The sequence below is a fragment of the Carboxydothermus islandicus genome (assembly GCF_001950325.1).
Classification (GTDB): Bacteria; Bacillota; Z-2901; order Carboxydothermales; family Carboxydothermaceae; genus Carboxydothermus; species Carboxydothermus islandicus.
Window position 1 is genome coordinate 43,263 of sequence record NZ_BDJL01000093.1, and the last position, 24,311, is coordinate 67,573.

At 39.3% G+C, this 24,311-nt stretch carries 28 protein-coding genes; 6 read left to right on the forward strand and 22 right to left on the reverse strand.

The genetic code is table 11. The features are described 5' to 3' along the window. Positions 1-1,068 carry an NAD(P)/FAD-dependent oxidoreductase gene (locus ciss_RS09480; RefSeq protein ID WP_075866086.1) on the forward strand — a complete coding sequence of 356 codons (1,068 nt, stop codon included), beginning with the start codon at positions 1-3 and terminating at the stop codon, positions 1,066-1,068. Then, entirely contained in the window at positions 1,065-1,844 is a 780-nt protein-coding gene (locus tag ciss_RS09485) for an NAD(P)-binding protein (RefSeq protein WP_075866087.1), read from the forward strand. Before ciss_RS09480 ends, ciss_RS09485 begins: the two co-directional genes overlap by 4 nt. On the opposite strand, the gene ciss_RS09490 is transcribed toward ciss_RS09485, so the two are convergent. Further along, entirely contained in the window at positions 1,827-2,906 is a 1,080-nt protein-coding gene (locus tag ciss_RS09490; protein WP_075866088.1) for a GerAB/ArcD/ProY family transporter, read from the reverse strand. The genes ciss_RS09485 and ciss_RS09490 overlap by 18 nt on opposite strands. An 86-nt stretch (positions 2,907-2,992) precedes the next feature. Here ciss_RS09490 and minC point away from each other — a divergent pair, with 86 nt between their 5' ends. Continuing rightward, entirely contained in the window at positions 2,993-3,616 is a 624-nt protein-coding gene (minC, locus tag ciss_RS09495) for a septum site-determining protein MinC (protein WP_075866089.1), read from the forward strand. Here minC and ciss_RS09500 read toward each other — a convergent pair. From ciss_RS09500 to ciss_RS09510, 3 genes are all read right to left on the reverse strand, one after another. After that, positions 3,613-4,137 (reverse strand): NUDIX domain-containing protein, encoded by a 525-nt coding sequence (locus tag ciss_RS09500; RefSeq protein ID WP_075866090.1) that lies wholly within the window; start codon positions 4,135-4,137, stop codon positions 3,613-3,615. The two genes, minC and ciss_RS09500, sit on opposite strands and share 4 nt — an antisense overlap. A gap of 11 nt (positions 4,138-4,148) precedes the next feature. Then, a complete protein-coding gene (locus ciss_RS09505; RefSeq protein ID WP_075866091.1) occupies positions 4,149-4,733 on the reverse strand; it encodes a DUF3786 domain-containing protein in 585 nt (194 codons plus the stop codon). 61 nt (positions 4,734-4,794) lie between these two features. Continuing rightward, entirely contained in the window at positions 4,795-4,980 is a 186-nt protein-coding gene (locus ciss_RS09510) for a hypothetical protein (RefSeq protein WP_075866092.1), read from the reverse strand. Between the two features lie 214 nt (positions 4,981-5,194). On the opposite strand from ciss_RS09510, the gene ciss_RS09515 reads away from it, so the two are divergent. Genes ciss_RS09515 through ciss_RS09525 form a run of 3 tightly spaced genes read left to right on the forward strand, consistent with a single transcriptional unit; the run spans position 5,195 to position 8,239 of the window. After that, positions 5,195-6,163, forward strand: a complete 969-nt coding sequence (locus ciss_RS09515; protein WP_075866093.1) for an acyl-CoA dehydratase activase-related protein — start codon at positions 5,195-5,197, stop codon at positions 6,161-6,163. An 11-nt stretch (positions 6,164-6,174) separates the two neighbouring features. Next, a complete protein-coding gene (locus ciss_RS09520) occupies positions 6,175-7,311 on the forward strand; it encodes an acyl-CoA dehydratase activase-related protein (RefSeq protein WP_075866094.1) in 1,137 nt (378 codons plus the stop codon). Then, positions 7,289-8,239, forward strand: coding sequence for an acyl-CoA dehydratase activase (locus ciss_RS09525; RefSeq protein ID WP_075866095.1), 951 nt, complete (start codon positions 7,289-7,291; stop codon positions 8,237-8,239). Before ciss_RS09520 ends, ciss_RS09525 begins: the two co-directional genes overlap by 23 nt. On the opposite strand, the gene ciss_RS09530 is transcribed toward ciss_RS09525, so the two are convergent. The 18 genes from ciss_RS09530 to rplS form a co-directional block, all read right to left on the reverse strand. Then, the gene (locus tag ciss_RS09530) at positions 8,193-9,659 is read right to left on the reverse strand and encodes a sensor histidine kinase (protein WP_075866096.1); all 1,467 of its coding nucleotides are present in this window, start codon (positions 9,657-9,659) and stop codon (positions 8,193-8,195) included. The two genes, ciss_RS09525 and ciss_RS09530, sit on opposite strands and share 47 nt — an antisense overlap. Further along, positions 9,652-10,338, reverse strand: coding sequence for a response regulator transcription factor (locus tag ciss_RS09535; protein ID WP_075866097.1), 687 nt, complete (start codon positions 10,336-10,338; stop codon positions 9,652-9,654). Before ciss_RS09535 ends, ciss_RS09530 begins: the two co-directional genes overlap by 8 nt. A gap of 158 nt (positions 10,339-10,496) precedes the next feature. Beyond that, the gene (locus ciss_RS09545; RefSeq protein WP_501161890.1) at positions 10,497-11,828 is read right to left on the reverse strand and encodes an SSO2105 N-terminal domain-containing protein; all 1,332 of its coding nucleotides are present in this window, start codon (positions 11,826-11,828) and stop codon (positions 10,497-10,499) included. 201 nt (positions 11,829-12,029) lie between these two features. Then, positions 12,030-12,386: a YraN family protein gene (locus tag ciss_RS09550; RefSeq protein ID WP_075866100.1), complete on the reverse strand. Its 357-nt coding sequence runs from the start codon at positions 12,384-12,386 to the stop codon at positions 12,030-12,032. 44 nt (positions 12,387-12,430) lie between these two features. After that, entirely contained in the window at positions 12,431-13,861 is a 1,431-nt protein-coding gene (locus ciss_RS09555) for an NADH-quinone oxidoreductase subunit N (protein ID WP_075866101.1), read from the reverse strand. Next, a complete protein-coding gene (locus ciss_RS09560) occupies positions 13,862-15,382 on the reverse strand; it encodes a complex I subunit 4 family protein (protein ID WP_075866102.1) in 1,521 nt (506 codons plus the stop codon). Further along, complete coding sequence (gene nuoL, locus ciss_RS09565) at positions 15,382-17,313, reverse strand: NADH-quinone oxidoreductase subunit L (protein ID WP_075866103.1); 1,932 nt, start codon at positions 17,311-17,313, stop codon at positions 15,382-15,384. Before nuoL ends, ciss_RS09560 begins: the two co-directional genes overlap by 1 nt. Before the next feature lie 22 nt (positions 17,314-17,335). Continuing rightward, complete coding sequence (nuoK, locus tag ciss_RS09570) at positions 17,336-17,644, reverse strand: NADH-quinone oxidoreductase subunit NuoK (RefSeq protein WP_075866104.1); 309 nt, start codon at positions 17,642-17,644, stop codon at positions 17,336-17,338. Further along, complete coding sequence (locus ciss_RS09575) at positions 17,641-18,150, reverse strand: NADH-quinone oxidoreductase subunit J family protein (RefSeq protein WP_075866105.1); 510 nt, start codon at positions 18,148-18,150, stop codon at positions 17,641-17,643. Before ciss_RS09575 ends, nuoK begins: the two co-directional genes overlap by 4 nt. Beyond that, positions 18,143-18,556 (reverse strand): NuoI/complex I 23 kDa subunit family protein, encoded by a 414-nt coding sequence (locus ciss_RS09580; protein ID WP_075866106.1) that lies wholly within the window; start codon positions 18,554-18,556, stop codon positions 18,143-18,145. Before ciss_RS09580 ends, ciss_RS09575 begins: the two co-directional genes overlap by 8 nt. A 5-nt stretch (positions 18,557-18,561) precedes the next feature. Beyond that, complete coding sequence (gene nuoH, locus ciss_RS09585) at positions 18,562-19,614, reverse strand: NADH-quinone oxidoreductase subunit NuoH (protein ID WP_075866107.1); 1,053 nt, start codon at positions 19,612-19,614, stop codon at positions 18,562-18,564. A 23-nt stretch (positions 19,615-19,637) separates the two neighbouring features. Next, positions 19,638-20,735 carry an NADH-quinone oxidoreductase subunit D gene (locus ciss_RS09590; protein WP_075866108.1) on the reverse strand — a complete coding sequence of 366 codons (1,098 nt, stop codon included), beginning with the start codon at positions 20,733-20,735 and terminating at the stop codon, positions 19,638-19,640. Between the two features lie 12 nt (positions 20,736-20,747). Beyond that, on the reverse strand, positions 20,748-21,179 hold the full coding sequence (locus ciss_RS09595; protein ID WP_075866109.1) for an NADH-quinone oxidoreductase subunit C: 432 nt from the start codon (positions 21,177-21,179) through the stop codon (positions 20,748-20,750). Beyond that, positions 21,179-21,679 carry an NADH-quinone oxidoreductase subunit B gene (locus ciss_RS09600; RefSeq protein WP_075866110.1) on the reverse strand — a complete coding sequence of 167 codons (501 nt, stop codon included), beginning with the start codon at positions 21,677-21,679 and terminating at the stop codon, positions 21,179-21,181. Before ciss_RS09600 ends, ciss_RS09595 begins: the two co-directional genes overlap by 1 nt. Beyond that, positions 21,670-22,026: an NADH-quinone oxidoreductase subunit A gene (locus tag ciss_RS09605; protein ID WP_075866111.1), complete on the reverse strand. Its 357-nt coding sequence runs from the start codon at positions 22,024-22,026 to the stop codon at positions 21,670-21,672. The genes ciss_RS09600 and ciss_RS09605 overlap by 10 nt, the downstream gene beginning before the upstream one ends. 80 nt (positions 22,027-22,106) lie before the next feature. Continuing rightward, positions 22,107-22,760 carry a ribonuclease HII gene (gene rnhB / locus ciss_RS09610; RefSeq protein WP_075866112.1) on the reverse strand — a complete coding sequence of 218 codons (654 nt, stop codon included), beginning with the start codon at positions 22,758-22,760 and terminating at the stop codon, positions 22,107-22,109. A gap of 76 nt (positions 22,761-22,836) precedes the next feature. Next, positions 22,837-23,667, reverse strand: coding sequence for a ribosome biogenesis GTPase YlqF (gene ylqF, locus ciss_RS09615; protein WP_075866113.1), 831 nt, complete (start codon positions 23,665-23,667; stop codon positions 22,837-22,839). 73 nt (positions 23,668-23,740) lie between these two features. Beyond that, positions 23,741-24,082, reverse strand: coding sequence for a 50S ribosomal protein L19 (gene rplS, locus ciss_RS09620; protein WP_011344335.1), 342 nt, complete (start codon positions 24,080-24,082; stop codon positions 23,741-23,743). Between the last annotated feature and the right edge of the window lie 229 nt (positions 24,083-24,311).

Genomic DNA, 24,311 nt, shown 5'->3' on the forward strand with positions numbered 1-24,311 from the left:
ATGAAAGTTGCGATAATTGGTGCCGGTTTAGCCGGACTTGCAACGGCTTTTCAATTAGACAAGTATAAAATACCCTACACAGTTTTTGACCGTCGCTATCAGCCGGGGGATCCTACCCCCCACGTTGCGGTTAGCTTAAAAGTTATAAACCGCCCTGTTAAAGATATTGTAAGCTATTTTTTCAAAAAATATGATTTACCCCTTGTTCCTCATCGAAAAATTACAAAAATATTGATGAATTCTCCAGGAAACTTTGCAACGGTTCGCGGCAGTAATCTTGGTTATTTTTGGCTGAGAGGCCATTTACATAACTCTTTAGAAAACCAGTTATTGAGTTTAATTAAGGGAGAAGTAAAATTTAAATCACCACAAAATCCCGAAGACTTAAAACATGTTTTTTCTCACGTAATCGTTGCTACCGGTACTCCGATTATTGCTAATTCCTATGGTATATTTCATAAATTGTTTGACGGATGGGTCATAGGCTCGAATATTTCCGGAAATTTTGATCCCGAAGAATTGGTAATGTGGCTTGATACCGACTACGCCAAAAACGGCTATGCTTATTTGACCCCCTTTGATACAAAAAATGCTTCTTTATGCCTCGCCATAAACGACATAACGGAAAATCAGCTCAGCCATTACTGGCAGGTTTTTTGGCAAAAAGAAAATTTACCATATAAAATTCTCGAAACTTTTACGGTAAACCACATCGTGGGTTATCTTACGACAAATCAGCTTAATAATATTTATTTTACCGGAGGGGCTGGAGGACTAATCGAACCTTTCTTGGGTTTTGGTATCTTTTATTCAATTATTTCGGGTATTTTAGCTGCAAAAGCCATCAAAGAAAATTTATCCTATGATACATTATTAAATCCCATAAAGCAAGCGGTTCGGCAGTTCGATATTCTTCGCATTGGTCTAAATAAATTAAACAACAATTCCTTTGACTTTTTAACAGGATTACTTTCTTTTGGACCTTTAAATTTTTTTCTTTATCACCTGCCCTTTGATTCCGTAAAATTGCTAAGTTATCTTTTAGCTAAAGGAGGTTTAAAACGTTGAAGGTAGCTATCGTTGGTGGAGGATTTGCGGGACTTTTAACAGCCTGCCTATTGGAAAAAAAGAAAATAGATTATCTTCTTTTTGAAGAAAAGCGCATTTGGGGAAAAAGCTTTTCCTATCCCGCCCTTATTTTAAAAAGGGATTATCAAAAATTACCCAAACACATAAAAAAACTTTTACCAAAACCAAGTAGTTTTGCTTCTAACGCCCAGGTCTTCTGGCACGGAAATATCGGACAAGGGCTTGAAAATAAGCTTATTTCTTATCTTCCCGGGAAAAAAGTAAAGCTTTTTTCTTCCGTCGATATTTATTCTTTAAAAAATAAATTTGATTTTATAATTAACGCCACCGGAAATCCGTTAAACACCCGCAAAGTAGGTCTTTGGCAGGATTGGGGAACTATGCATTTTCGAGCCGGTTATTACACCACATTAATGAATCCCCCAGAAAAATTCTTTAAAAAAATTCCCGGAAACCATCCAGGATTTGTCTTAAATATGCCGATAGATCGGCAAAGTGGCGTTTTAATGATGGGAATTCAAGGTATAACATTCCGCACCCTGCCTTTTTACTGGGATTTTGTACTTGTCAAAGATAGTTTTAACGTACACTTTGTGGAAATTAATGATTGGATGCAGAATTTTGGCTTGGCAAAGCCTTTTAACTTCCAAAATATTTTTTTTGTAGGCTTATCGGGAATATCATCCTCTCAGTGGTATCGTAACGATTATTTGGCAATACTATCGGTTTTAAAAGCATTAGATTTTTTGTTGTAGTTTTTTACTTTTTGTTAGAAACAAATAGAAAACAAAAAGAAGCGGAATTATTACAGAAAAAATTAAAGTAAAATACGTTAATTCTCCCAAGTAGCTAAAATATTGTCCCATATTCTCAAAACCGTAAATCGCAGAAATTAAGGACAAAGCGCTTAAAGGAATAATATGAAGTTTTACTTTTTTAACATTAATTACGGCTTTAAACAGTTCGGTTAATCCCAGATATAAAAAGGTTAGCTTTAAAACCCCACCAATTGACCACACCCCTAACATGACGCTATCCAAATGCTTCAAAAAATCAGCTATATTGACTATCCTAACCATTTCTAAAGCTACCAGTTCCATTTTAGCCGCACTTTTAGCTCCAAACACCGCTATCCCCAATACTCCTCCAAAAAGGGCAATACAAATTAAAAAATAACCCAACACCAGCAAACGAAACAATTTTTCCGGCTTATTATAAAAATTTATTGCAAAAAACCACAATAATAGCGTATCACCAAAAAAATTAATTATTTCAATACTACCTTTAATAACGGGAAATATTCCCTTATGTAAAAGCGGTTTAAAATTTCCAAAATCCGCTTTTGTTAAAGCATAACCCGCAACAAGAATTAGGGCAAATATCCCAACAGGGGTTAAAATTTCAGTGGTCCTGGCCATTGTTTCGGTACCAGATACGACGCCGTAGAAAACAACCAGTTGCATTAAAATTCCAGTTACTATAAGTGGGGTCTCGGGTAAAAATACCTTAACTAATTCCAAAAATTCTCTATAAACGGTAATAATTAAAATAAAATAAAGATAAAAATAAGCAAAAAGGATTGCTTTACCAGGAGTTCCTCTTTTTTTTAAGTAACTTGTTAAATTATCAGGGTAAATTTTACATCCGATATAAGCATAAATCCATGCCATCAAAACACTAAAAATAAAAGCTAAAATTATAGATAGCCAAGCATCGTGACCAACTTCTTTGGCAATTACGCTTGGAAGAAAAATATCAATTGCTGATAATATCAAGATAAACTGGATAAAAAGTAACTGGATTCCGGTAATTTTCATTTTCTCTTCCCTCCTGGCATATTTTAACCAAATCCAGGAGGATTTTTGCATACAGGTGTCGAAATTTGGAATTCGAGGTGATTTAAATGCCCGAACCGGTCCAAATTAAAGGAACTCCCAAAGGTTTATTAGTAATGTTAAACAGCCAGGATTTTGCTCTTCTAAAGGCATCATTAATAGAAAAAATGGAAAAAGCCAAAGGTTTTTTTAAAGGTGCAAAATATACAATTATGTACAGTGACGATATTAGTTTAACCAATGCCGAAAAAGAAGAATTAGAAGCCATCTGCAGCCGTTATGGTTTAATCGCCGAATCTTTTTCCCTACCTATGTCTAAAACCGGTGAACTTCTAAAAAATATCGCAGCTACTTTAGAAACAGTAGAAGGAGAAGAATGTGAAATCGTACTTAAAAATTTTCGTAGCGGCCAAACTTATTTTAGTAATAAGTCTCTTCTAATTTTTGGCGACGTTAATCCAGGTGCCGAGATTATTTCGCAAGGCAATATCATTGTCTGGGGAAGCCTTCGGGGAATTGCCCATGCCGGTTATCCCAATAATGAAAAAGCCCAGGTTATCGCAATAAACCTGGTACCAGCACAAATCCGCATAGGAAAATTTGTTACCCGAGCTCAAGAAAAGCCCGGTAATCGGCCCTATCCCGAAAAAGCCAAAGTTGAGGATGGCCAGGTAATTATTGAAAAATACTAAGAATCATGGAAATTTAAAAACCAAAAAAGCCCAATTAAGGTTTTAGCATCTTTTATTTGGTTACTGTATAAAAGCTCCTTTATTTTATCAACTTCTATAAAAATAGTTTTAACTATTTCATCCTCGTCCGGACGAGGATTTGTTTTTTGTAATTCTTCAGCCAAATAAAGATACATTACCTCGTTAGAAAATCCCGGTGTAGTATAAAAGGTGGTTAAGTGCTGCAGTTTTTTTGCTATAAATCCCGTTTCCTCAATTAATTCTCGATAGGCCGTTACTTCTGGAGCTTCATTTTTATTTAATTTTCCGGCCGGAAGTTCTAAAAGCCGTTCTTTAACCGGATAGCGATACTGTTCCACAAAAACTATTTTGTTTTCAAAAATAGGTATAATTGTTACAGCACCCGGATGCAATACAACTTCCCGGGTTGATATTTTTCCATTTTCCAAAAGAACTTCATCTTTAACCAAGGTTAAAATGTTACCTTGAAAAAGACAGTCGGATTTTAAAGTTTTTTCCATAATTTACCACCTCATTTTATTAATTTAAGAACCGCAAGGGAAGCTAACTGCACTAAATCCTCTATTTCCAGGTAAAGACGAGCCCGAGCGTCAAATAAAATGTTAGCATTGGCCGGAAATTCTTCATCTTCCGACCAAAAAACAAAAAATAAATCAATCTTGGGAAAGATTTTTAATTGAAAGGAAATATCCCCTTTGTGATAAAACTTTGCCCCAAGCTTTTTAGCCTTTTCCGCTAATAGATTTGGCGCTCTGCCAAAGGTCCTTACAAGCAAATTTACAGTCCTTTTCCGAAAGGGCTCTAAATACAATAAACCATCTTTTAATTCTGCAAATCCAACCCAGGTACCTAAAGGTGGTAGGTCTATGGATTTGGTTAAATAATGGAGCACTAAAATTTTTTCTTGAATTGAAATTTCCGGAATAAATTCAGCTTCAGGCCAAGTAATAGTAACCTTTTCATTAAAATACGGCAAAAAAATTTTTTTATCTTGTAATTCAGCTCCGGCATTTTTCACAAGAAGTTCCGGATTGCTTGCAGCAAATTTTTCCCTTGCAATTTCAAAAGTAAGATCCAGGCGATAAGGTACTCCCATTTTTACCCACTCCCGTTTTTTCTTATATTATAACATAAAAAAAATAACCACCTTTTGGTGGTTAAATAGCTTTTGCTTTTTTGGGCATTCCTGGTTTTTTTCGTTTTTGTGAAATATAACTCAATCCCATTTCTTCTTCAATATCCATTATTCTCACAAGTAAATTTAATCTTTCTTCCTTTTCAGCAACAGCCCACCGATCCAAAAGACGAGTTCTTAAACTTCTCAATTTATCGATTTTGCGCATATTTTTCTTCCCTCCTATGAAAGTGTGAAAGTTCTCACATTTACTTTTCTATATTAAACATTTTAGTTAAAATTCCTGCCGGAATGGTTAAATTTTTTTAAAAATTTTATTATTTTATATTAAAATTTTTTAAGAAGGATTTTGTCTTAATACGCCGTATATATGTAATTTATGGGGTATTCTCTAAAATACAACTGCAGGAAGGAATGGTTTTATGACTGTACCAGTTATTGGAATTGCGCGAACCTTAAACTATTATGCTTACTATCCTTTTTGGCAGGGTTTTTTTGATAGCTTAAATTTAAAAACCATTGTTTCCTCACCGACTACAAAAGAAATTTTAGACCAAGGAGTTAAAGACGCCCTGGCCGAGGCTTGCCTGCCAATTAAGCTTTTTTTTGGACATATAGCAACTTTAAAATCAAAAGTGGATTATCTCTTTATTCCGAGAATAGTTAATTTAAACAGGAAAACTGTTTACTGTCCAAAATTTCTTGGACTTCCGGATATGATTAAATATTCTTATGAGAATCTTCCTCCAGTTATTGATCTCCGGGTGGATAACCGTAGTTTAAAAGATAGTTTACTAATCGCATCCTTAAAATTGGCTTCATTTTTTGGATTTTCAAAGTTACGGGGTTTTAAAGCGTATCGGGAAGGAATCAGACAGCAAAATTTTTACGAAAATTTACTGCAAAAAGGCTATCTTCCAGTAAATGAAGTTAATGTTAATTCACCAAAATTATTTTCGGTAAAATCATCGTTTAAAATCGCTTTACTGGGATACCCCTATCTCGTCTACGACAATTATGTAAATCTTAAAATTTTAGAGTTTCTAAACAAAAACAACGTTCAGGTTTTGACTGCCGAACAGGTACCCTGGCCGATTAGAAATAAATATGCTCCTTTTACCAATAAAAAGCGCCTTTTCTGGACTTTTAGCGATAGAGTATTAAGTAGCTTCCAGTATTTTTTAAAAAACGTTCCCGATTTAAAAGGAATTATTCATTTAACAGCCTTCGGTTGCGGTCCCGATTTTATCGTCGACCGTATTATGGAAATAGACGCTGGAGAGCAGCAAATTCCCTATTTAACTTTAACCATAGATGAGCATACTGGAGAAGCAGGACTCGTAACCCGAGTGGAAGCTTTCTTGGACATGATAAAGCGTAAATCCCGGTAAGAGGTGATGGAATGAAAACTCTAAGAATTACTTTTCCTTACATGGGAAACTACGTCCACGCTTTTCGCGGGTTGTTAGAAGATTTGGGTTATGAAGTAGTGATGCCAGTAAAACCATCCAAGCGAACCTTGGATTTAGGAGTTAAATACGCACCGGAATTTTCCTGCCTACCTTACAAAATTGTCCTTGGCACTTACTTGGAAACACTACCAAAAGGCGTTGACCGCATTGTTACCAGCGGTGGTGTTGGGCCCTGTCGAGCCGGTTTGTATGCCAGCCTCCACGAAAAGATTTTAAAAAAAATGGGTTACAACGTTGAATTTATTGTCCTTGAGCCACCACTTGTAGATTTAAAAGGTTTTTACAAGACGGTTCAGGAGTTAAATTACAAGAACTACTCTTTATGGTACATATATAAAGCAATTAAACGAAATTGGCGTAAAATTAAGGCACTGGATACCATTGAACAAAAAGCTTTATTTTTAAGACCCCGGGAACTTACAAAAGGCAGTGTTTCAGCAAAATACAAAGAAGTCCTGCAGTATGTCATAAATGCCTTTTCCGAAAAGGAAATAGCTGAAGCGGAACAAGAAGCTTTAAAACAGTTGGACAAAATTCCGGTGAATCTGGAAAAATTAGTGGTTAAAGTTGGAATGGTTGGCGAAATTTACGTTTTGCTTGAGCCAAGCAGTAACTTTGAAATTGAAGAAACCATCGGCCACTTAGGGGCGGAAGTTAAACGTTCTATGTTCTTAACCGGGTGGACCCGGGATAATACCTTACCCGGAAAAAGTGAAGAATTAGTCAGTGTTAAAGCCGCTGCACAACCTTATCTTCCCGAATTAATCGGTGGCCACGGTCAGGATTCGATTGGAAACGCCATTCTTTATATAAAACAAGGCTTTGATGGCTTAATTCAACTTGCTCCTTTCACCTGCATTCCTGAAATCGTGGCCCGAACTATCTTAACCAAAATCAGTCAAGAACATAATTTCCCGATTTTAACCTTTTTCCTGGACGAGCAAACGGGCAAAGCCGGCATGGAAACTCGTTTAGAAGCATTTATTGACCTTTTAAAACGAAAAAAACTACAAAAGCTAGAAAGAGCTAAAGGAGGCAATATAGATGGAGCTTTATCTTGGAATTGATGTGGGCTCGGTAAGTACAAATCTTGTTTTAATTGATGAAGATAATAATGTTCATGAAAGCTTATATTTAAGGACCAGAGGACAACCAATCCGCGTAATCAAGGAAGGAATGCAAATCCTTAAAGAAAAATACGAAAATAAAGTTTCAATTAAAGGAGTTGGTACTACAGGCAGCGGGCGCTATTTAGCCGGCGTTATCGTTGGCGCCGATATTGTTAAAAATGAAATTACGGCTCATGCCATAGCTACCACTACTTTTGTTCCTGAGGTCCAGACAATTATTGAAATAGGCGGACAGGACTCAAAAATTATCATCATCCGGGATGGGGTAGTAACTGATTTTGCTATGAATACCGTTTGCGCGGCTGGTACCGGTTCTTTCTTAGATCAGCAGGCATCCCGTTTAAATATCCCTATTGAAAAGTTTGGCGAATTAGCCCTGAAATCTACCGTTCCGGTGCGCATCGCCGGTCGCTGTACGGTATTTGCCGAATCGGATATGATCCATAAACAGCAGTTAGGATATAAAGTCGAAGATATCATCAATGGATTATGTGAAGCTTTAGTAAGAAACTATTTAAACAATGTGGGTAAAAATAAAGAAATCCTGCCTCCTATAGTTTTCCAGGGCGGCGTTGCCGCCAACCGTGGCATTCGAGAGGCATTTGCCCGGGCTTTAGGACAGGACATTATCGTACCAAAATATTACAATGTTATGGGAGCAATAGGAGCTGCCATTTTAGCCCGGGAAGCAACCAACGGTCAAAAAACCAACTTTAAAGGTTTTGCTATTGCCGATTATAATTACGAAACTCGAAGCTTTGAATGCACTTACTGCCCCAACCATTGCGAAATTGCCGAAATTTCCGAGGAAGGAAAAGTTATTGGTCGTTGGGGAGGACGCTGTCCGCGCTGGGAGGTAATTTAGGTAAAACCACGGTAAATTTTGCTCCCCCTTCGGGATTGTTCCGGGCAAAGATTTGCCCCCCATGAGCTTCCACAATTGATTTCGTTATGGCCAATCCAAGCCCGAAGCCTTTACTGCTTCGGGCTTTATCTACTTTATAAAACCTTTCGAATATTTTATCCAAATCCTCCTCCGGAATCCCGGAACCGGAATCCATGACAATTATTTGGTAGTCTTTTTCCCTTTCAATAACTCCAAGCTTCACCTTACCTCCTGAAGGAGTGAATTTCAAGGCATTACTCAAGAGATTTTCTACCACTCGTACGAGCTTACTTCTATCGCCCACAACCTTTCCCTCTTGAACTTTTACATCCAGCTCAAATTCGATTCCTTTTTCGAAAAATTGAGTTCTAAATGCATTAAAACAATCCTGGGCAAAATTAGCTAAATCAATTTTTTCAAATTTTAGTTTTTCTCTCCCCTCTTCTATACTGGCTAAATCCAAAAGCTCATTTGCCATAGCTTTTAGTCTTTCTGCTTCCCTTAAAATATTTCTTAAGTGCTCTTCACGTATTTTGGCATCGGTTACTATACCATCTAAAAGTGCCTCGGTATAGCCCTGAATAATAGTTAAAGGAGTTCGTAACTCGTGGGAAACATTTGCCAAAAACTCACGGCGATTTTGTTCTCTCTTATTATAAGCATTTATATATTTTTCTAACTGAGCAGCCATTTGGTTTATCGTTTGAACTATGTCCCCCAACTCATCCTTACCTTGATAGGAAATCCGGTGACTAAAATCTTTATTGGCAATTTTTTGGGCTGCAGTTTTGATTTGCACCAGCGGCTTTGTAATGGACGTCGATAACCAAAAGGCCAAAATTGTTGCAAAAATTATTCCAACAATTGTGGAAAAAATATTGATTTTTATTAACTCAAAAAAATTACCGCTAATTTCTTTCACCGGTGCTTGAAGTAAAATGGCAAACAAAACCTGATTTTGGAAAACCACCGGAACTCCAGTAAATAAAACATCCTGTTTTAATAGCTTACTCTCTACCCTTACTGCAACTTTTTTTCCGGATAGTAAATTTTTTACCAGTTCCTGCGGTATAATATCGCCAGCCCACATTTGACAGCTATTTCGCGGAAAGCCGGCGCGGCCGGTACAAATTAGGACTCTGCCTGCAGCATCGGTCAATGTTATATTAGCATTTAAATAACTTCCCATAATCTCCATTTGGTGAAATATTTTTTCTATATCCCTTTCGGCCAGAACATATTCGGCAAGTTTATCCCCCGCCCGAAATAAGTTTTCCTGCTGCTGCGAAAAATATTTTTGTCCCATATAAATAGTAGTAGTCCATAAAATAGAACTGGTGGCGGCAACCACCAGCAATACCAAAGCAAGCCAAAATTTTAACTTAAGGGAATTAATCACCGTTTTTCACCTCAAACTTGTAACCTACACCCCAGACAGTTTTGATATAGGAAGCTGCCTCTTGCAACTTTTCCCGCAAACGGGTGACGTGTGTATCAACCGTTCGGGCTTCCCCAAAATAATCATATCCCCAAACATTGGCAAGCAACTGTTCCCGCGAAAGAGCTTTTCCTCTATTATTTACCAAATATAAAAGAAGGTCAAACTCTAAAGGTGTTAAAAGTACTTCTTCTCCATTAACCTTGACTTCTCTGGCCTCAGGATGAATTTCTAAAATACCATGCTTGATAATTGAACCCGTCTCTTTTTCTGGGGTACCAGAACTCCTCCGTAAAACCGCTTTTACCCGGGCAACCACTTCCCTGGGACTAAAAGGTTTGACCACATAATCGTCAGCTCCAATTTCTAACCCTAAAATTTTGTCAATCTCTTCTCCCCGCGCGGTCAGCATGATTATAGGAACCAATGAAGTTTTACGGATTTCTTTGGCAATCTCCATCCCATCAATTTCCGGAAGCATCAAATCAAGAATAATTAAATCTATTTTATGTTCGGAAAAACGCTTTAACGCCTCTTTTCCATCCCGGGCTTCTATAATCTGAAAACCTTCCTTTTCAAGATAGAGACGCAATACTTCCCGGATCTTTTCTTCGTCATCTACTAAAAGTATGGTTTTCATTTTTCATCCTAAACCTGGTCATCCAAACTGTGCAAAACTGCATCAGTTTAGAAGGTTGGGGTATTTGTTGTCCGCCCCTCAAGCTGCCCCAGCCCCAACTGGCGGTATTTGGGACAGCCATAGTCCCTGCCCCAAGAAGCAGGAACTCACCGTGGCCTTCAGCCACCATCTCCCATACCGCTTATGAGCATTCTCTTCAGCGGTGACAGGTCACGATATAATGGCCTGTCCAGGAGAACTCCTGTCAGGAGGGCTACCCGCAAAACTCGCCACGGTTTGTACGGTAAGGTTTTCCCCTTTACCGCAGTACCTTCATTCCTTCCGTCGGTTAATGAAGATACCGACCGTGACTTGCTTTGCAGGCTTTCCAAAAGCTCTCTATACTTCAAGGGAATTTTCTCCCTTAAAGCCAATCCTTTTCGTGCTATCACATAAGCTGCTGCTGTATCTTTAGTTAAATTAAACTGCGGTGCGTACTTTAGCATTCCTATCACGCTTGTATAAGCTGGACTTACTTCTCTTATAGCTACGCCGTACCTCTGGGCAAGGGTCTTTATTCTGGCAATAAGCTTTCTATAGCTAAAACCGTGCTTTATCCTTCTGGATTTTCTTCCCTTGTAGTCTCCCCGGTAGCCTTTGTCTTTTATCGCTAACTTTTCTATTACGATGCCTTTGTTTTTCTCAAGGGCTAATTTTACAATTTCGTTGGCATATACCCATGCAAAGTAATCTCTTTTTTCTTTTCTCCCGTCCCAGAGATGTGGTGTGGGGATTTCTCCAAAGCTTTCTAAATTGCCGTCTTTTTTTATTTCAGTCCAGGCTATGTGTGATGGAAAAGCATTTAAGTCTATCCCGATAGCTCCATTGCTGAAATCTATCGATGCACCAGGTAGGTCTTCTTCAAAAGAAATGTAAGCATAGTATTTATTGTTTTTCCTCTGCAGACGAACGCTGTAAGGACAGGAATTTAGCATTGCTTCTGCAAACTTTCTCCATTTCTTATGAGAACTTTTAAGTTCTATAAACAGCCATTTTCTATTACCTGCATTTACTCTTAAAAAGAATTGGCCATTTTCTTCAATAACTCTTAAATTTAAGTTTCCCTGCTTGGTTTTATCCCCTCTGGAGAAAAGAGTTCCTTTGCGTTTATCTTCCCACTCTTTTTTGTACTTTTGCCTTTGCTCACTGCTTAAATGTTTGCTTTTTAGTCTATAAAACAATACTTTCCCGCCAAAGATAACTTTACGAGGGTTTTCTCCAAGTTCTCTGATACTTTGCAAAACTTCTTTAGCTTCAAGAATAGCATCGTCTGCATATCTGGAATTCAATCCAAATAGGCTTTGCAGTTCTTTCTTGAGCTCTTTTCGGGTTTTCCCTTCAAGTAGGCGGTTATAAGCATATCTCTTACAGGAGTTCCACTTTCGCATTAAGTTATCTACTATCTCTTTTTCCTCCGCCTTTGGGTATAACCTTGCCTGGATTGTTATGATTTGCTTCACGTCTTTCACCACACCTACGATTTTGTAAAATTAACCTCATCTGTTGCTGAGTAAGTACTATTGCACTATTCTGCATTGTTTGGCTTAACTATTGCTACCTCCCGTAAGCATCCTTTACGTTCATTATAACATATCCAGAAGTCCTTTACCCAAGTCCCCTCTTTCACAGAATTGCGGGGACTTTCCTTTTACCTAAAAATCCAGGACATTTTGGTAATGGTTTACGAAAAATTGATTGTCTTTTTGTTCGATACCAATAAAATCAACCCGCGGTTGCAGATGATACAGAAAATTTTCATGAATATATACCTTTATTGCTTTTTTTAAGGCCGCTTTCTTTTTCTTATTTACCGTTTCCGAGGGAGTACCAAAAGAAATATCCGAACGAAATCTTACCTCAATAAAAACCAGAAATTCACCATCCTGGGCAACAATATCTATTTCCCCACCGCGAATTTGATAATTTCGCGTAAGAATTTTATATCCCTTTTTTCTTAAATACTGTTCCGTCAACTCTTCCCATTTTTTCCCTAACTCTCTTCGATTCATTTTCCCCTCCAGCAGTAAAAAACGGAAAGCCAAAAGGCTTTCCGTTATTTCATGAAAATCATAGCAGCTTGTTGAGCAATTTTAGCCAGCGGAGTTGGGTAAACCCCTAAAACAATTGTTACCGCCATAGTTATTAATAGAGTAAAGTAAATAGAATTGGGAAGAGTTATTGGAGTCTTGTCCTCTGGTTCATCCCGGTATACCACTAAAACCACCCTTAAGTAATAATAGACGGAAACCATGCTCATAATTAAGGCCAACAAGGCAAGCCAACCCCAGTTTTTAATTATGGGATAGAACAGGTAAAACTTACCGGCAAATCCTGCCAGTGGAGGTATTCCCGCCATAGATAAAAGGGAAACTACCAAAACCGCCGCCATTATCGGTGAACGCTGGGAAAGGCCGGCAAAATCGCGAATCTCTTCTTTGCCGGTTACATTTTCATATACCGTAGCAACGGCAAACGCTCCAATGGTAGCCATAAGGTATACGCTCAAGTAAAACATAATCGCCTTAAAGCCAGCAAAATCCGTTGCCAAAAATCCAACTAAAATATACCCTGCCTGAGCAATACTGGAGTAGGCCAACATTCTCTTTAAATTGGTTTGGGGAATAGCTACCAGGTTACCTACAACCATTGTTAACGCTGCCAACGTTGCCAGTAAACCTACCCAGTGTTCTTTAATTCCAGGAAATGCCAAGTAGAAAAACCTAAAGAAGATTGCAAAAGATGCAGCTTTGGAACCGGTAGCCAGAAATGCTGTAACCGGTGTAGGAGCACCTTGATAGACATCAGGAGCCCACATGTGAAAGGGTACAGCCGATATTTTAAAGGCAAAACCTGCAAGAACAAAAACCATTGCTAAAACAAAGGCCGGAGTTATTCCATTATTTTTTACAACTGCAGCAATATCAACAATATTTAACGTTCTGGTAAGTCCGTAAAACAACGATAAACCGTACAGTAGGATCGCCGAAGAAACACCAGCCAAAATTAAATACTTTATTCCGGCTTCGGCTCCAATTGCCGATTCCCGCTTGTAAGCGGTAAGAATAATAAAGGTAATTGTCATTAACTCCAGACCCAGGTAAAGGGTGAGAAAGTCCGTGGCGGAAACTAAAACCATCATCCCCAGGACAGTAAAAACGGCAAAGACGAAAAACTCACTGTAATAACCGATCTTTTCCATATATTTTGGAGCAATGGCTGTAACAAAAATTCCAGCTAACAAAGACAAAGCCTTAAAGAAGATAGCAACTTTATCAACCTGATACATTCCTTCAATAGCCATTCCGGTATACTTCCAGGCAATGGGCATGTAAAGAAAGATTCCCAGTAAACCAAGGGTAGCAAGATAGCCAATGCCTTTTTGCAGATTACGGGGGGTAATTAAAGCTAACACAAAGAGTAATATCCCCAGGGACAAAACTAAAATCTCCGGAATCAGCAAAAGATAATTGATATTAACACTCATCTAAAACTTCCCCCCTATCGCCGTAGTTGCACCAAGCTTGGCCAGGATAGGAGCGACACCGCTATTAACCATATCCATGATTAAAAACGGTAGTACGCCACCAGCAATTAAGACAAAACCCAAAACCACCAAAGGGACAAGTTCAGCACCTTTAATATCTTTTAAGTGGTCATACTCTTCCCGACGAGGACCAAAGAGGGAATAAGCCAAGGCCCGCAAGACATAAAGAGCAGTTATGATAACCCCGGCAATTGCAATTACCGCCAGGAACTTAGGAATCATCGCTTCGTTTTTCCATATTCCTACAAACACCGTAAATTCCGGCACAAAGCTAATTAAGCCCGGAAGTCCGAGGGAAGCCATACCGGCCATAACTAAACCTATAGCTAATTTAGGCGTTTGATGAGCAAGGCCTCCTAAGTCAGGTATATAGCGGGTATGAGTCTTTTCGTAAACAAAACCGATCATCGAGAAGAAGAGCGCGGCCATCACACCATGGGCAAACATATTGGCAACCGCCCCGTTTATACCAATGATGTTTAAGGAGGCAATTCCCAAAAGTACGTATCCCATGTGGCTTACCGAAGAGTAACCGACAACGTATTTTAAATCCTTTTGAGCTAAGGCAATAAAAGCCGCATAAGCAACGTTAACCGTCGCCAAAATGGCAATAACCGGCGCCCAGTATTTTGCACCTTCCGGAAGCAAATAAAGAGCAATTCTGATTAAACCGTACCCACCTATCTTTTTCAAAACTCCAGCGTGAATCATCGATACTGCCGTTGGTGCACCGGCATAACCATCGGGCGACCAGGAGTGAAATGGCCACATAGATAAAAGAGAACCAAAGCCAAAGAGTAAAAAGGGGAAAATTGTAATTTGAAAATCTTTGGGAAATGCAACTTTTCCTAATGCTTCAATGTTCATTGTTGGATGTCCCAGCAAATCACTGCTCTTTACAAAAATTGAGATTAAACCAAAAAGGAGAAAAGCACTACCTATTAAAAGATAAATGGTAAGTTTCATCCCAGCATATTCTTTTGTAACGCGCTTGGAACTTCCCCAAATCACTACCATGATATAAATTGGTATAACTACAACTTCGTAGAACAGCAGGAAGATAAACAAATCCTGAGCTATAAAGGTACCCATAACCCCGGCAATTAACAGTAAAAATAGTACGAAAAATTCTTTGGGCCGGTTATTAACATTCCAGGAGGCAAAGATAGCTGCAAATCCAAGAAGATTGGTTAACAGTAACATCGGTAAACTCAAGCCATCTACCCCAAGGTAAAATTGAACCCCTAAATCCGGAACCCAATTATACTTTTCGACAAACTGAAAGCCTCCCTTGGCTAAATCATAGCTAAAAAAGGCAAACACTGATAAAAACAATGCTACAAACATGGCAAACGCTGCCACTGATTTAATCGCCTTGTGTTCTTCTTTGGGAATAAAGGCAATAACTAATGCACCAATAACCGGAGCTAAAAGGGTTGCAGTCAGTAATGGAAAATGCATTATTTCCCACCTCCTAAGAATAGCGATGCAAAGGAGGCATCACCGAAAGCAAAGTATAAAGTGATGATAACAATTACCATAAATATTACTAAAGCATAAGTTTGGAGATTACCGGTGGTTGTATAACGCAGTACCGCTCCGGAACCTCGGGTAATTGCTCCAATACCGTTAACAATTCCATCAACGATATAGAGGTCAACCCAGTATAAAATTTTCCCCATCCCGTCCACAACCATTTGATTAAACCAGAGGTATATTTCATCAATGTAATATTTATGGTAGGAAAGCTTATAAAGAACCCCAAATTTTTCAGCAACTTTATCGGGGTCAATAGCTTTTTTCAGATACATTAAATAGGCAAGGTAGATACCGGCCAAGGCTAACAAGACCGAAACTCCCATTAAAACATAATCGGGCTCAGCATGGTGAAACTCACCCATTCTTACCCAGTAGCCAAATCCTTTTTCTAACCAGGGAAGCCCCACCCAACCCCCTACGATGGAGAAGAACGCTAAAATTATTAGGGGTAAACGCATATTCCAGGGGGCTTCATGCGGATGATTTTCGGGTTTTTCCGGTCCAAAAAAGGCAGTGAAAACTTGCCTAAACATGTAAAAGGCCGTTAAGAAGGCAGTTATTAGTGCTAACCAGAATAAAGGTGTGTAAATTCCCGGAGCTTCATGGGCTGCTTCTTTAACTACCAGTAAAATTTCATCCTTACTCCAGAATCCGGCAAGAGGGGGTATTCCGGCAATGGCTAAAGCCCCTATGACAAAGGTCCAGGTAGTCCAGGGCATCTTTTTATACAAACCACCCATTTCGTGAATATGGGCCTTTCCGTGCAGGGCATGAAGGACTGAACCGGCCCCAAGGAACATTAAGGCTTTAAAGTAAGCATGGGTCATTAAATGAAACATGGAAGCGGTTAAGCTTGCTGCCCCTAAAGCTAACATCATGTAACCAAGCTGGCTTACGGTAGAATAAGCAAGAATCCGTTTCATTTCCGTTTGGGTTAAAGCAATGGTTGCGGCAAAAAAAGCGGTGAAACCCCCAATTATAGCTACAACATGCATAGCGGCTGGTACTTCTTTAAAGAGGAAAAGAATTCTTCCCACCAGATAAACACCAGCCACCACCATGGTGGCAGCGTGAATTAACGCACTTACAGGCGTTGGACCTTCCATAGCATCAGGAAGCCAGACGTGAAGCGGAAACTGGCCGGATTTACCAATGGGACCCAGGAATAAGACAACCAATACTAAGGTTAAGGTTTCAGCTGAAACATAATTCTGGAAATTAACAGCTTTTTCCGCAAGTTCAGGAATGTTTAAAGTTCCAAAAATCAGTTGCAGAGACAACAACCCGATCAATAGACCAAAATCCCCTACCCGGGTGGTTATAAAAGCCTTTTTAGCAGCTTCCCGGGCGGAATCTTTGTAAAACCAGAACCCGATGAGCAGATAGGAACAAAGACCTACCAATTCCCAGAAAACAAACATCTGCAGCAAGTTACTTGATAAAACAAGCCCCAACATTGATGCCGCAAACAACGAAAGATAAGCATAAAAGCTCGAAAATCCCGGATCTCCTTCCATGTATCCCAATGAATAAATTTGCACCAGTAATGCAACTAAGGTAACTACCCACAGCATCATAGCCGAGGTAGGATCGAGCATAATCCCCACATCAATCCTCAGCCCCGGCATGGAAAACCAACGGGTTGTATAGACCATAGATTTCTCGATTAATTCGGGCTGAGTATAAACTCCATATACTACCGCTAAAGCTAAAACAAAGGAGGTAAGAATCATTAAAATGGAAAAGGTTGAACTAGCTTTGGGCCACGGCCACAGCAAAAGTGCTATAGCCGCAAACGCTATTGCCGGGAGAAGCGGAATCAACCACGCATTGTGCATTGCAAACTCTACCATTTTTTCACCTACCCTTCAATTGCTACCATTTTAAGAAATTAAATTCATCCAGGGAAATCGTTTCTTTATTTCTGTACATGGATATTATTATACCAAGACCTACCCCAACTTCAGCAGCAGCAACCGCAATTACAAAAATGGCCATTAGTTGTCCATAAAAACCATCAACTCCAATATATTTGTTTATGGCAATTAAATTTAAATTTACGGCATTTAACATTATCTCCGTTGATACCAGTACGGTAATGGCATTTTTCTTGGAAAGAACGCCGAATAAGCCTATTGCAAACAAAACCGCACTTAAAAGCATGTAATGGGCCAAGGTAATCATTTCTGCGGCTTCACCTCCAGAGCCAGGATAATGGCACCAATAAGAGCCACTAAAAGCAAGACTGCCACAACTTCAAAGGGAATTACAAACTTTCCAAACATCAAATCCGCTATTTTATTAATGGCCATCGGATCAACTAAAGGACGTTCGGCTATGTTCCAGGGGGTTTTAACCACAACCCAGGATAACCCTAAAAATACCAATAAGCTGATAATTGCGCCGGGGATGGTTAAGCTGTTAAAAAGGTTGGTTTCATGTAAATCGCTTCTTTTGGTTAACATCACCGCAAAAACGACCATTATTGAGACTGCACCCGCATAAACCACTAACTGTATTCCAGCAAGAAAACCAGCATCTAACATCAGGTACGTTACTGCCATCAAGACAAAGGTTGCCGCTAAAAAAAGCACGCTGTGAACAATGTTACGCATAAAAACGACTCCTAAAGCCGAGAAAATAAGTAAGAAAGCGACAATGGCAAAGGCTATAACCTCTCCATTAAACATTTTCGCTCCCCTCCCCGGTTGTTATCTGTTCTTTTTTAAAAAGAGTTAACTTTATGTCTTCTACATTGTACTTTGCTAATTCGTATTCTTGATTAAAAACAAGGGCATTAGTGGGACAGGCTTCAACACATAGACCACAGAAGAGACAGTACTTCATCTCCATTTCGTAGGAAGCAAGTTTTCTTTTGTTGTTTTCATCTTTAATGCTACCCACTTTGATTACTTTATTGGGGCAAGCCTGCTGGCATAACCCGCAAGCAATACATTTTTCACTGTAGAGGGTAAAGGAGCCATGAAACCGTGGAGGCAACTTTTCCTTTTTTTCTGGATACTCTAAAGTTACCGGTTTCTTCCATAACTCTTTAAATGTTATTGCCAGACCTTTTAATAAACCCATTCCATTCATATTTATCACCACCTAATCATCCGGTAAAGATACAATCCAACGCCCGTGACAAAAATGTTGACTAACGAGACCGGTAAAAGGAATTTCCAGGCAAAATTTAACATCTGGTCTATCCGGATCCGCAAGAAGGTCCAGCGGGTCCACATATAGAGGGTAATCACAAAGTACATTTTGATGATGAACCAGAGCCAGGAAGGTATAAAAGTCCAACCAAAAGGAGCATTCCAGCCGCCTAAGAACAGGGTTGTAACCATTATTGCCCCAATCATGAAATTGGTATACTCAGCTAAGAAGAAAAGTGCAAAGTTCATACCGCTGTATTCGGTATAAGGTCCGGAAATAATTTCCGATTCCCCTTCAACTAAATCAAAGGGTGTTCTTTTAAATTCCGCATTTACGGCAATGAAATATATTAAGAAACCAACCGGTTGCAAAAAGATAAACCAAACCTTTTGCTGGGCTGCAACGATATCGGAAAGCTTCATCGATCCCGCCATCATCACTACGCTTAACATTGCAAAAATTACGGGCATTTCATAGCTCAACATCTGGGCAACCGAACGCATTGCTCCCAAAAGTGAATACTTATTATTAGACGACCAACCTGCCATCCACAAAACAATAGTTTCAACCGACGTAACCGCCACAAGATATAAAACCCCGAGATTTAAGTCGTAAGGTACCATTCCCTTACCAAAAGGAATTACTAAAAAAAGCATAACGGGAATGGTAAATATTAAAACCGGAGCCAAGAGGTAAGGCCAGCGGTCAACATTATTTGGAATAAAGATTTCTTTCGCAAATAACTTCAAGGTATCGGCAACCGTCTGGAAAATACCCCGGGGTCCAACCCGGTTAGGACCCAGGCGAGCCTGTACCCAGGCACCAAACTTTCGGTCGTAGTAAATTAAAAATAAGGCGTTTAGAAATAAAAACCCTAAAACACCTACTACAGCCAGTAACATTAAAAAAACATCGGTTACTATCGGTAGAAAATGATTACTTTCCAACCAAGTTCGTAAACCTTTAGCCATTCCTACAAATAAATTTTCGCCCATAGACTCTCTCCCCTACTGTTAAATTAACAGTCCACATCACCCAAAACCACATCAATGCTGGCAAAAATGGTGATAAAGTCCGCCAATTTAGTTCCGATCAATAATTCCTTTAACATCCCAATATTGATGAATGAAGGTCTTCTTACATGCATCCGGTAAGGCTTGGTTGAACCGTCACTCACCACATAGTAACCAAGAATCCCTTTGGGGGCTTCTACTTCGTGGTAAACCTCACCTACCGGAGGTTTTATAACCTTTGGTACCTTGGCCATAATCGGTCCTTCGGGAATCATTTCCAGGGCTTGTTCAATTATTTTTACCGATTGCCTGATTTCCGCCAGTCTCAAATAAAAACGGTCCCAGCAGTCGCCGTTAGCTCCAGTAGGTATATCAAATTCAAAGCGGTCATATACGCTGTAGGGCCGATTTTTTCTTAAATCAAACTTATAGCCAGAAGCTCTTAAGTTTGCACCACCCCATCCCCAGGCTAACGCTTTTTCCACGGAAACCGTTGCAAGCCCTTTTGTTCTGGCTATAAATATTTCGTTTCCTGCGATCAGCCCCTCCTCCTCGTCAACTCCTTCCAGAATTTTCGGGAGGTATTGTTTTGTTTTTTCGATAAAACCTTCGGGAAGATCGTCCGCTACCCCACCTATCCGCATAAAGCTAAAGGTCATACGGGAGCCAGTTAACATTTCCAAAAGTTCTAATACTAACTCCCGATCCCTGAAGGGATACATCCAGCCGGTATAACTCCCCATATCCAGACACATACTGGCTAAAAATACGTGGTGGCTGGCAATCCGAGATAGCTCTGTAGCAATAACCCGGATAAATTCAGCTCGTTCTGGAACTTCAATTCCCATAAGTTTTTCTATAGCCTGCACATACCCTAAATTATAGGACATCGCTCCAAGGTAATCCATACGATCGGTATAAGGAATTACCTGGGTGTAAGTACGATCTTCCGCTAATTTTTCAATTCCACGATGCAAGTATCCCACCACTGGTTCGGCATCAACTATGGTTTCGCCATCTAACTTTAAGACAATCCGAAACACCCCGTGGGTACTTGGGTGCTGTGGACCAACGTTTATCGATATTTCCTGGGTTTTTAACATTTAAATCCACCTCTACCTGTTGGATTGAACCTTATAATCCTTTCTTAAGGGAAAACCTTCAAAATCCTCACCTAAAAACACCCGGGTTAAATGGGGATGATTTTCAAAGACAATCCCCATTAAATCATAAACCTCCCGCTCCTGCCAGTCGGCAGCTGGCCAGATGGAAAAAGCAGAAGGTATCCGGGGATTTTCTCTGGAAACGCTTGTTTTTACGGTAATAATGTCGTAGTTGTTTAAATAAGATTCCACATGGTATACGATTTCAAATCTTTCCGGCGGATAATCAACAGCCGTTAAATTAGTTAAAAGTTCAAAACCTAAATCTTTAATTTCCCGCAAAACGTTTAATATTTCATCCTTGTTTTTCACAATAATAGCATTGTTACTTAATTCCACATCGTACTTTCCCTCTAAACGTTCAAAAACCTCATTAATATTCATTATTTTTTCACCACCCGGGGATTTTGAATCTTTCTTTTAAGTTCTAACCAGCCATAAAGAAGGGCTTCAGGCCGTGGAGGACAACCAGGTATATAAACATCCACCGGTAAAAAGGTATTTGCCCCGGGGACAACATGATAAGAATCAACAAACGGTCCGCCGGATATGGCACAGCTTCCCATCGCAATGACATATTTCGGCTCCGCCATCTGCTCGTACAGCCGTAATACCAGAGGCTGCATCTTTTTGGTGATTGTACCTGCAACAATCATCAAGTCCGCATGCCGCGGCGATGGCCGCCAAACTTCATATCCAAAACGCGAAAAGTCATACTTTGGTCCCCCAGCTGCCATAACTTCAATAGCACAGCAGGCAAGACCAAAGGTTAACGGCCAGAGGGAATTACCCCGAGCCCAGTTAAATACTGCATCCAAAGTAGTAAGAAAGACGTTCTTCCCGATTAATTTTTCTTCTTCGCTTTGAATAGTTTTTATTTCCATTCTAACGCCCCTTCCTTCCAGGCATACCACAAGCCTAAAACTAAGATTCCAATAAATATTACCATTTCAACAAAGGCAAACAAGCCTAAAACATTAAAACGGACAGCCCACGGGTAAAGAAATATTGTCTCCACATCAAACAAAACGAATACCAAAGCATACATAAAATAATTCCCTTTAAACTGCACCCAGGTCGGTCCAATAGTTTCCAGCCCGCATTCATAAGTCTCCCGCTTTATGAGAGACTTACTTTTGGGTGACAGTAAGTAATTTAAAACTAAAATAATTATGGATAGCAAAAAACCCGTGAGAAAAAAGATTAAAATAGCACCTTTTGGGCTTAGCACCCCTTTCCCTCCTTCCCTTTTATTGTTTATATAAAAAATACATAATACACCCATTTAAATATATTCAACATAAACATCGCTTATACCTTTTCAAAAAGCTTTAATTGTCCATAAAAACTTTTTATAGGTTCAAAACTTTTACGATGAATCGGTGAAGGGCCTAAAAGCTCTAAAGCTTCCCGGTGTTCTCTTGTTAAGTACCCTTTATTTTTTTTAAATCCGTAACCGGGAAAATCTTTATCGTACTGTTCCATAATTTTATCCCTGATAACTTTTGCCAAAATCGACGCACAGGCAACGGCAAAGGAAATCTCATCGGCCTTAACCAGGGATATCTGTTTCCCCGAAAATCCCTTGAGCTCCAAGGCATCCAAAATTAGCGCTTCAGGTTTGATACTTAAACTATTAAGGGCAACTTTTAAAGCAAATTTTGTCGCTCGGTAGATATTCAACCGGTCAATTAAGTCCGGCCCTACCACCGCCACCGACCAATCGGTTACCATGGTGATGATTTCCTCAAAAAGTTTTTCCCGTTTTTTCGACGAAAGTTTTTTGGAATCGTCAACTTCAGGGATATATATCCCCGGTTTAATTACCACAATAGCAGCAACAACGGGCCCTGCTATCGGGCCGCGACCAGCTTCATCGCCCCCGGCTACCAGTTCATAACCGGATGAAAATAGCTGATTTTCAATTTGCAGATTGAAAGGTAAATTATTGTCTAATGTTTTCATAACCAAAGTAATATTCGCTATTTTATCTAATTTTCCCTGCAAAATTAAATTAATTTTAAAGTTATATTTTTCACATTTAATCCAGTGTATATCTGCCTAAGAGGCCCTGACGAAATTCTTTTAAAATTACCAAGGCTACTTTCTGGTAATCAATTTCCTCTCCCCGTAAAAACAAGCCTCTTCTACGCCCAATTTTTTCATAAATTTCATTGAGATTTTCCGAACCGTTTAAGTTAAATCTATTAAAAAACTCAGGTTTACGATAAGGGTACAGTATTTTTAAAAGCCAATTTGCTACTTCTATAACCGGTAATACTTCATCACTTATGGAACCAGTGGCGCCTAACTTTAAGCCAACTTCCATATCCCCCAATTTCGGCCATAAAACTCCTGGAGTATCCATTAATTCCAATTTATCGGAAAGTTTTATCCATTGAACACCCCTTGTCACTCCAGGCCTGGCACCGGTTTTTACCGAACGCTTTAACAACCGATTGATAACGGTTGATTTACCTACATTGGGAATCCCAACCACCATTCCCCTCAAAGGCCTGGGACGAAGCCCCTTTCCGGACCACTTTTCTTTATAATAGCCGTAAACTTTTTCAATAATGTTCCAGACCTCTTTTATACCACCTGTTGCCTTAGATTCAACCAAACAGTAATAAACTCCTTCAGGCCAAGGAAGTTTTTTTAAAATTTCTTCGGTTTTTTCGACATCTGCTAAATCTTTTTTATTGAACAAAACAATTCTTGGCTTATTTTTGCAGATTTCTTCAATATCGGGATTTTTACTGGACAAAGGAATACGAGCATCTCTAATCTCCAAAACTACATCCACAAGTTTTATCTGGTCTGTCAGGGCTTTTTTGGTTTTGAACATGTGACCAGGATACCAGTTTATCATCTAAAACGCTTCTCCCTTCTTAAAATTACAAATTTACCTACAATGAAAAAAAGGGACGAATCCTCGTCCCTTTTTATCGCCGCTCAGCAATTCTGGCAGCTTTACCTGTGAGTTTTCTTAAGTAGTAAAGTCTTGCTCTTCTTACCTTACCACGACGGATAACTTCAATTTTCTCAATTCGCGGGGAGTGTAAGGGAAAAGTCCGCTCTACGCCAATACCGTAAGAAACCCGGCGAACGGTGAAAGTGGCACTTAAACCAGAGCCTCTTTTCCTTATAACAACTCCCTCATAGGGCTGAATTCTTTCCCGGTTACCCTCAATAACTTTAAAGTAAACTTTCACGGTATCACCGGGACGAAACTCGGGAAGGTCTTTTCGTAACTGTTCTTCTTCCAAAGATTTTAGTAAATCCATTACTCTTTCCCTCCTTCCGGCACGTTCATGGAGCCCCTGTCCAGCGGAACGTTTGGTAAGCGTAAAAATTATAACATTTATTTCTTGGCCATGCAATAGCCTTATTTACAAATGCTTTTTGCTTTGTAAGCTTTTTTTGCTTTTAAGTCATTAACCAGGCACTCTCAATAGAGTAATTTTACCGTTTTATATTGAATAATCTTTTAATGAGTATAATTTTCTCCCTAAA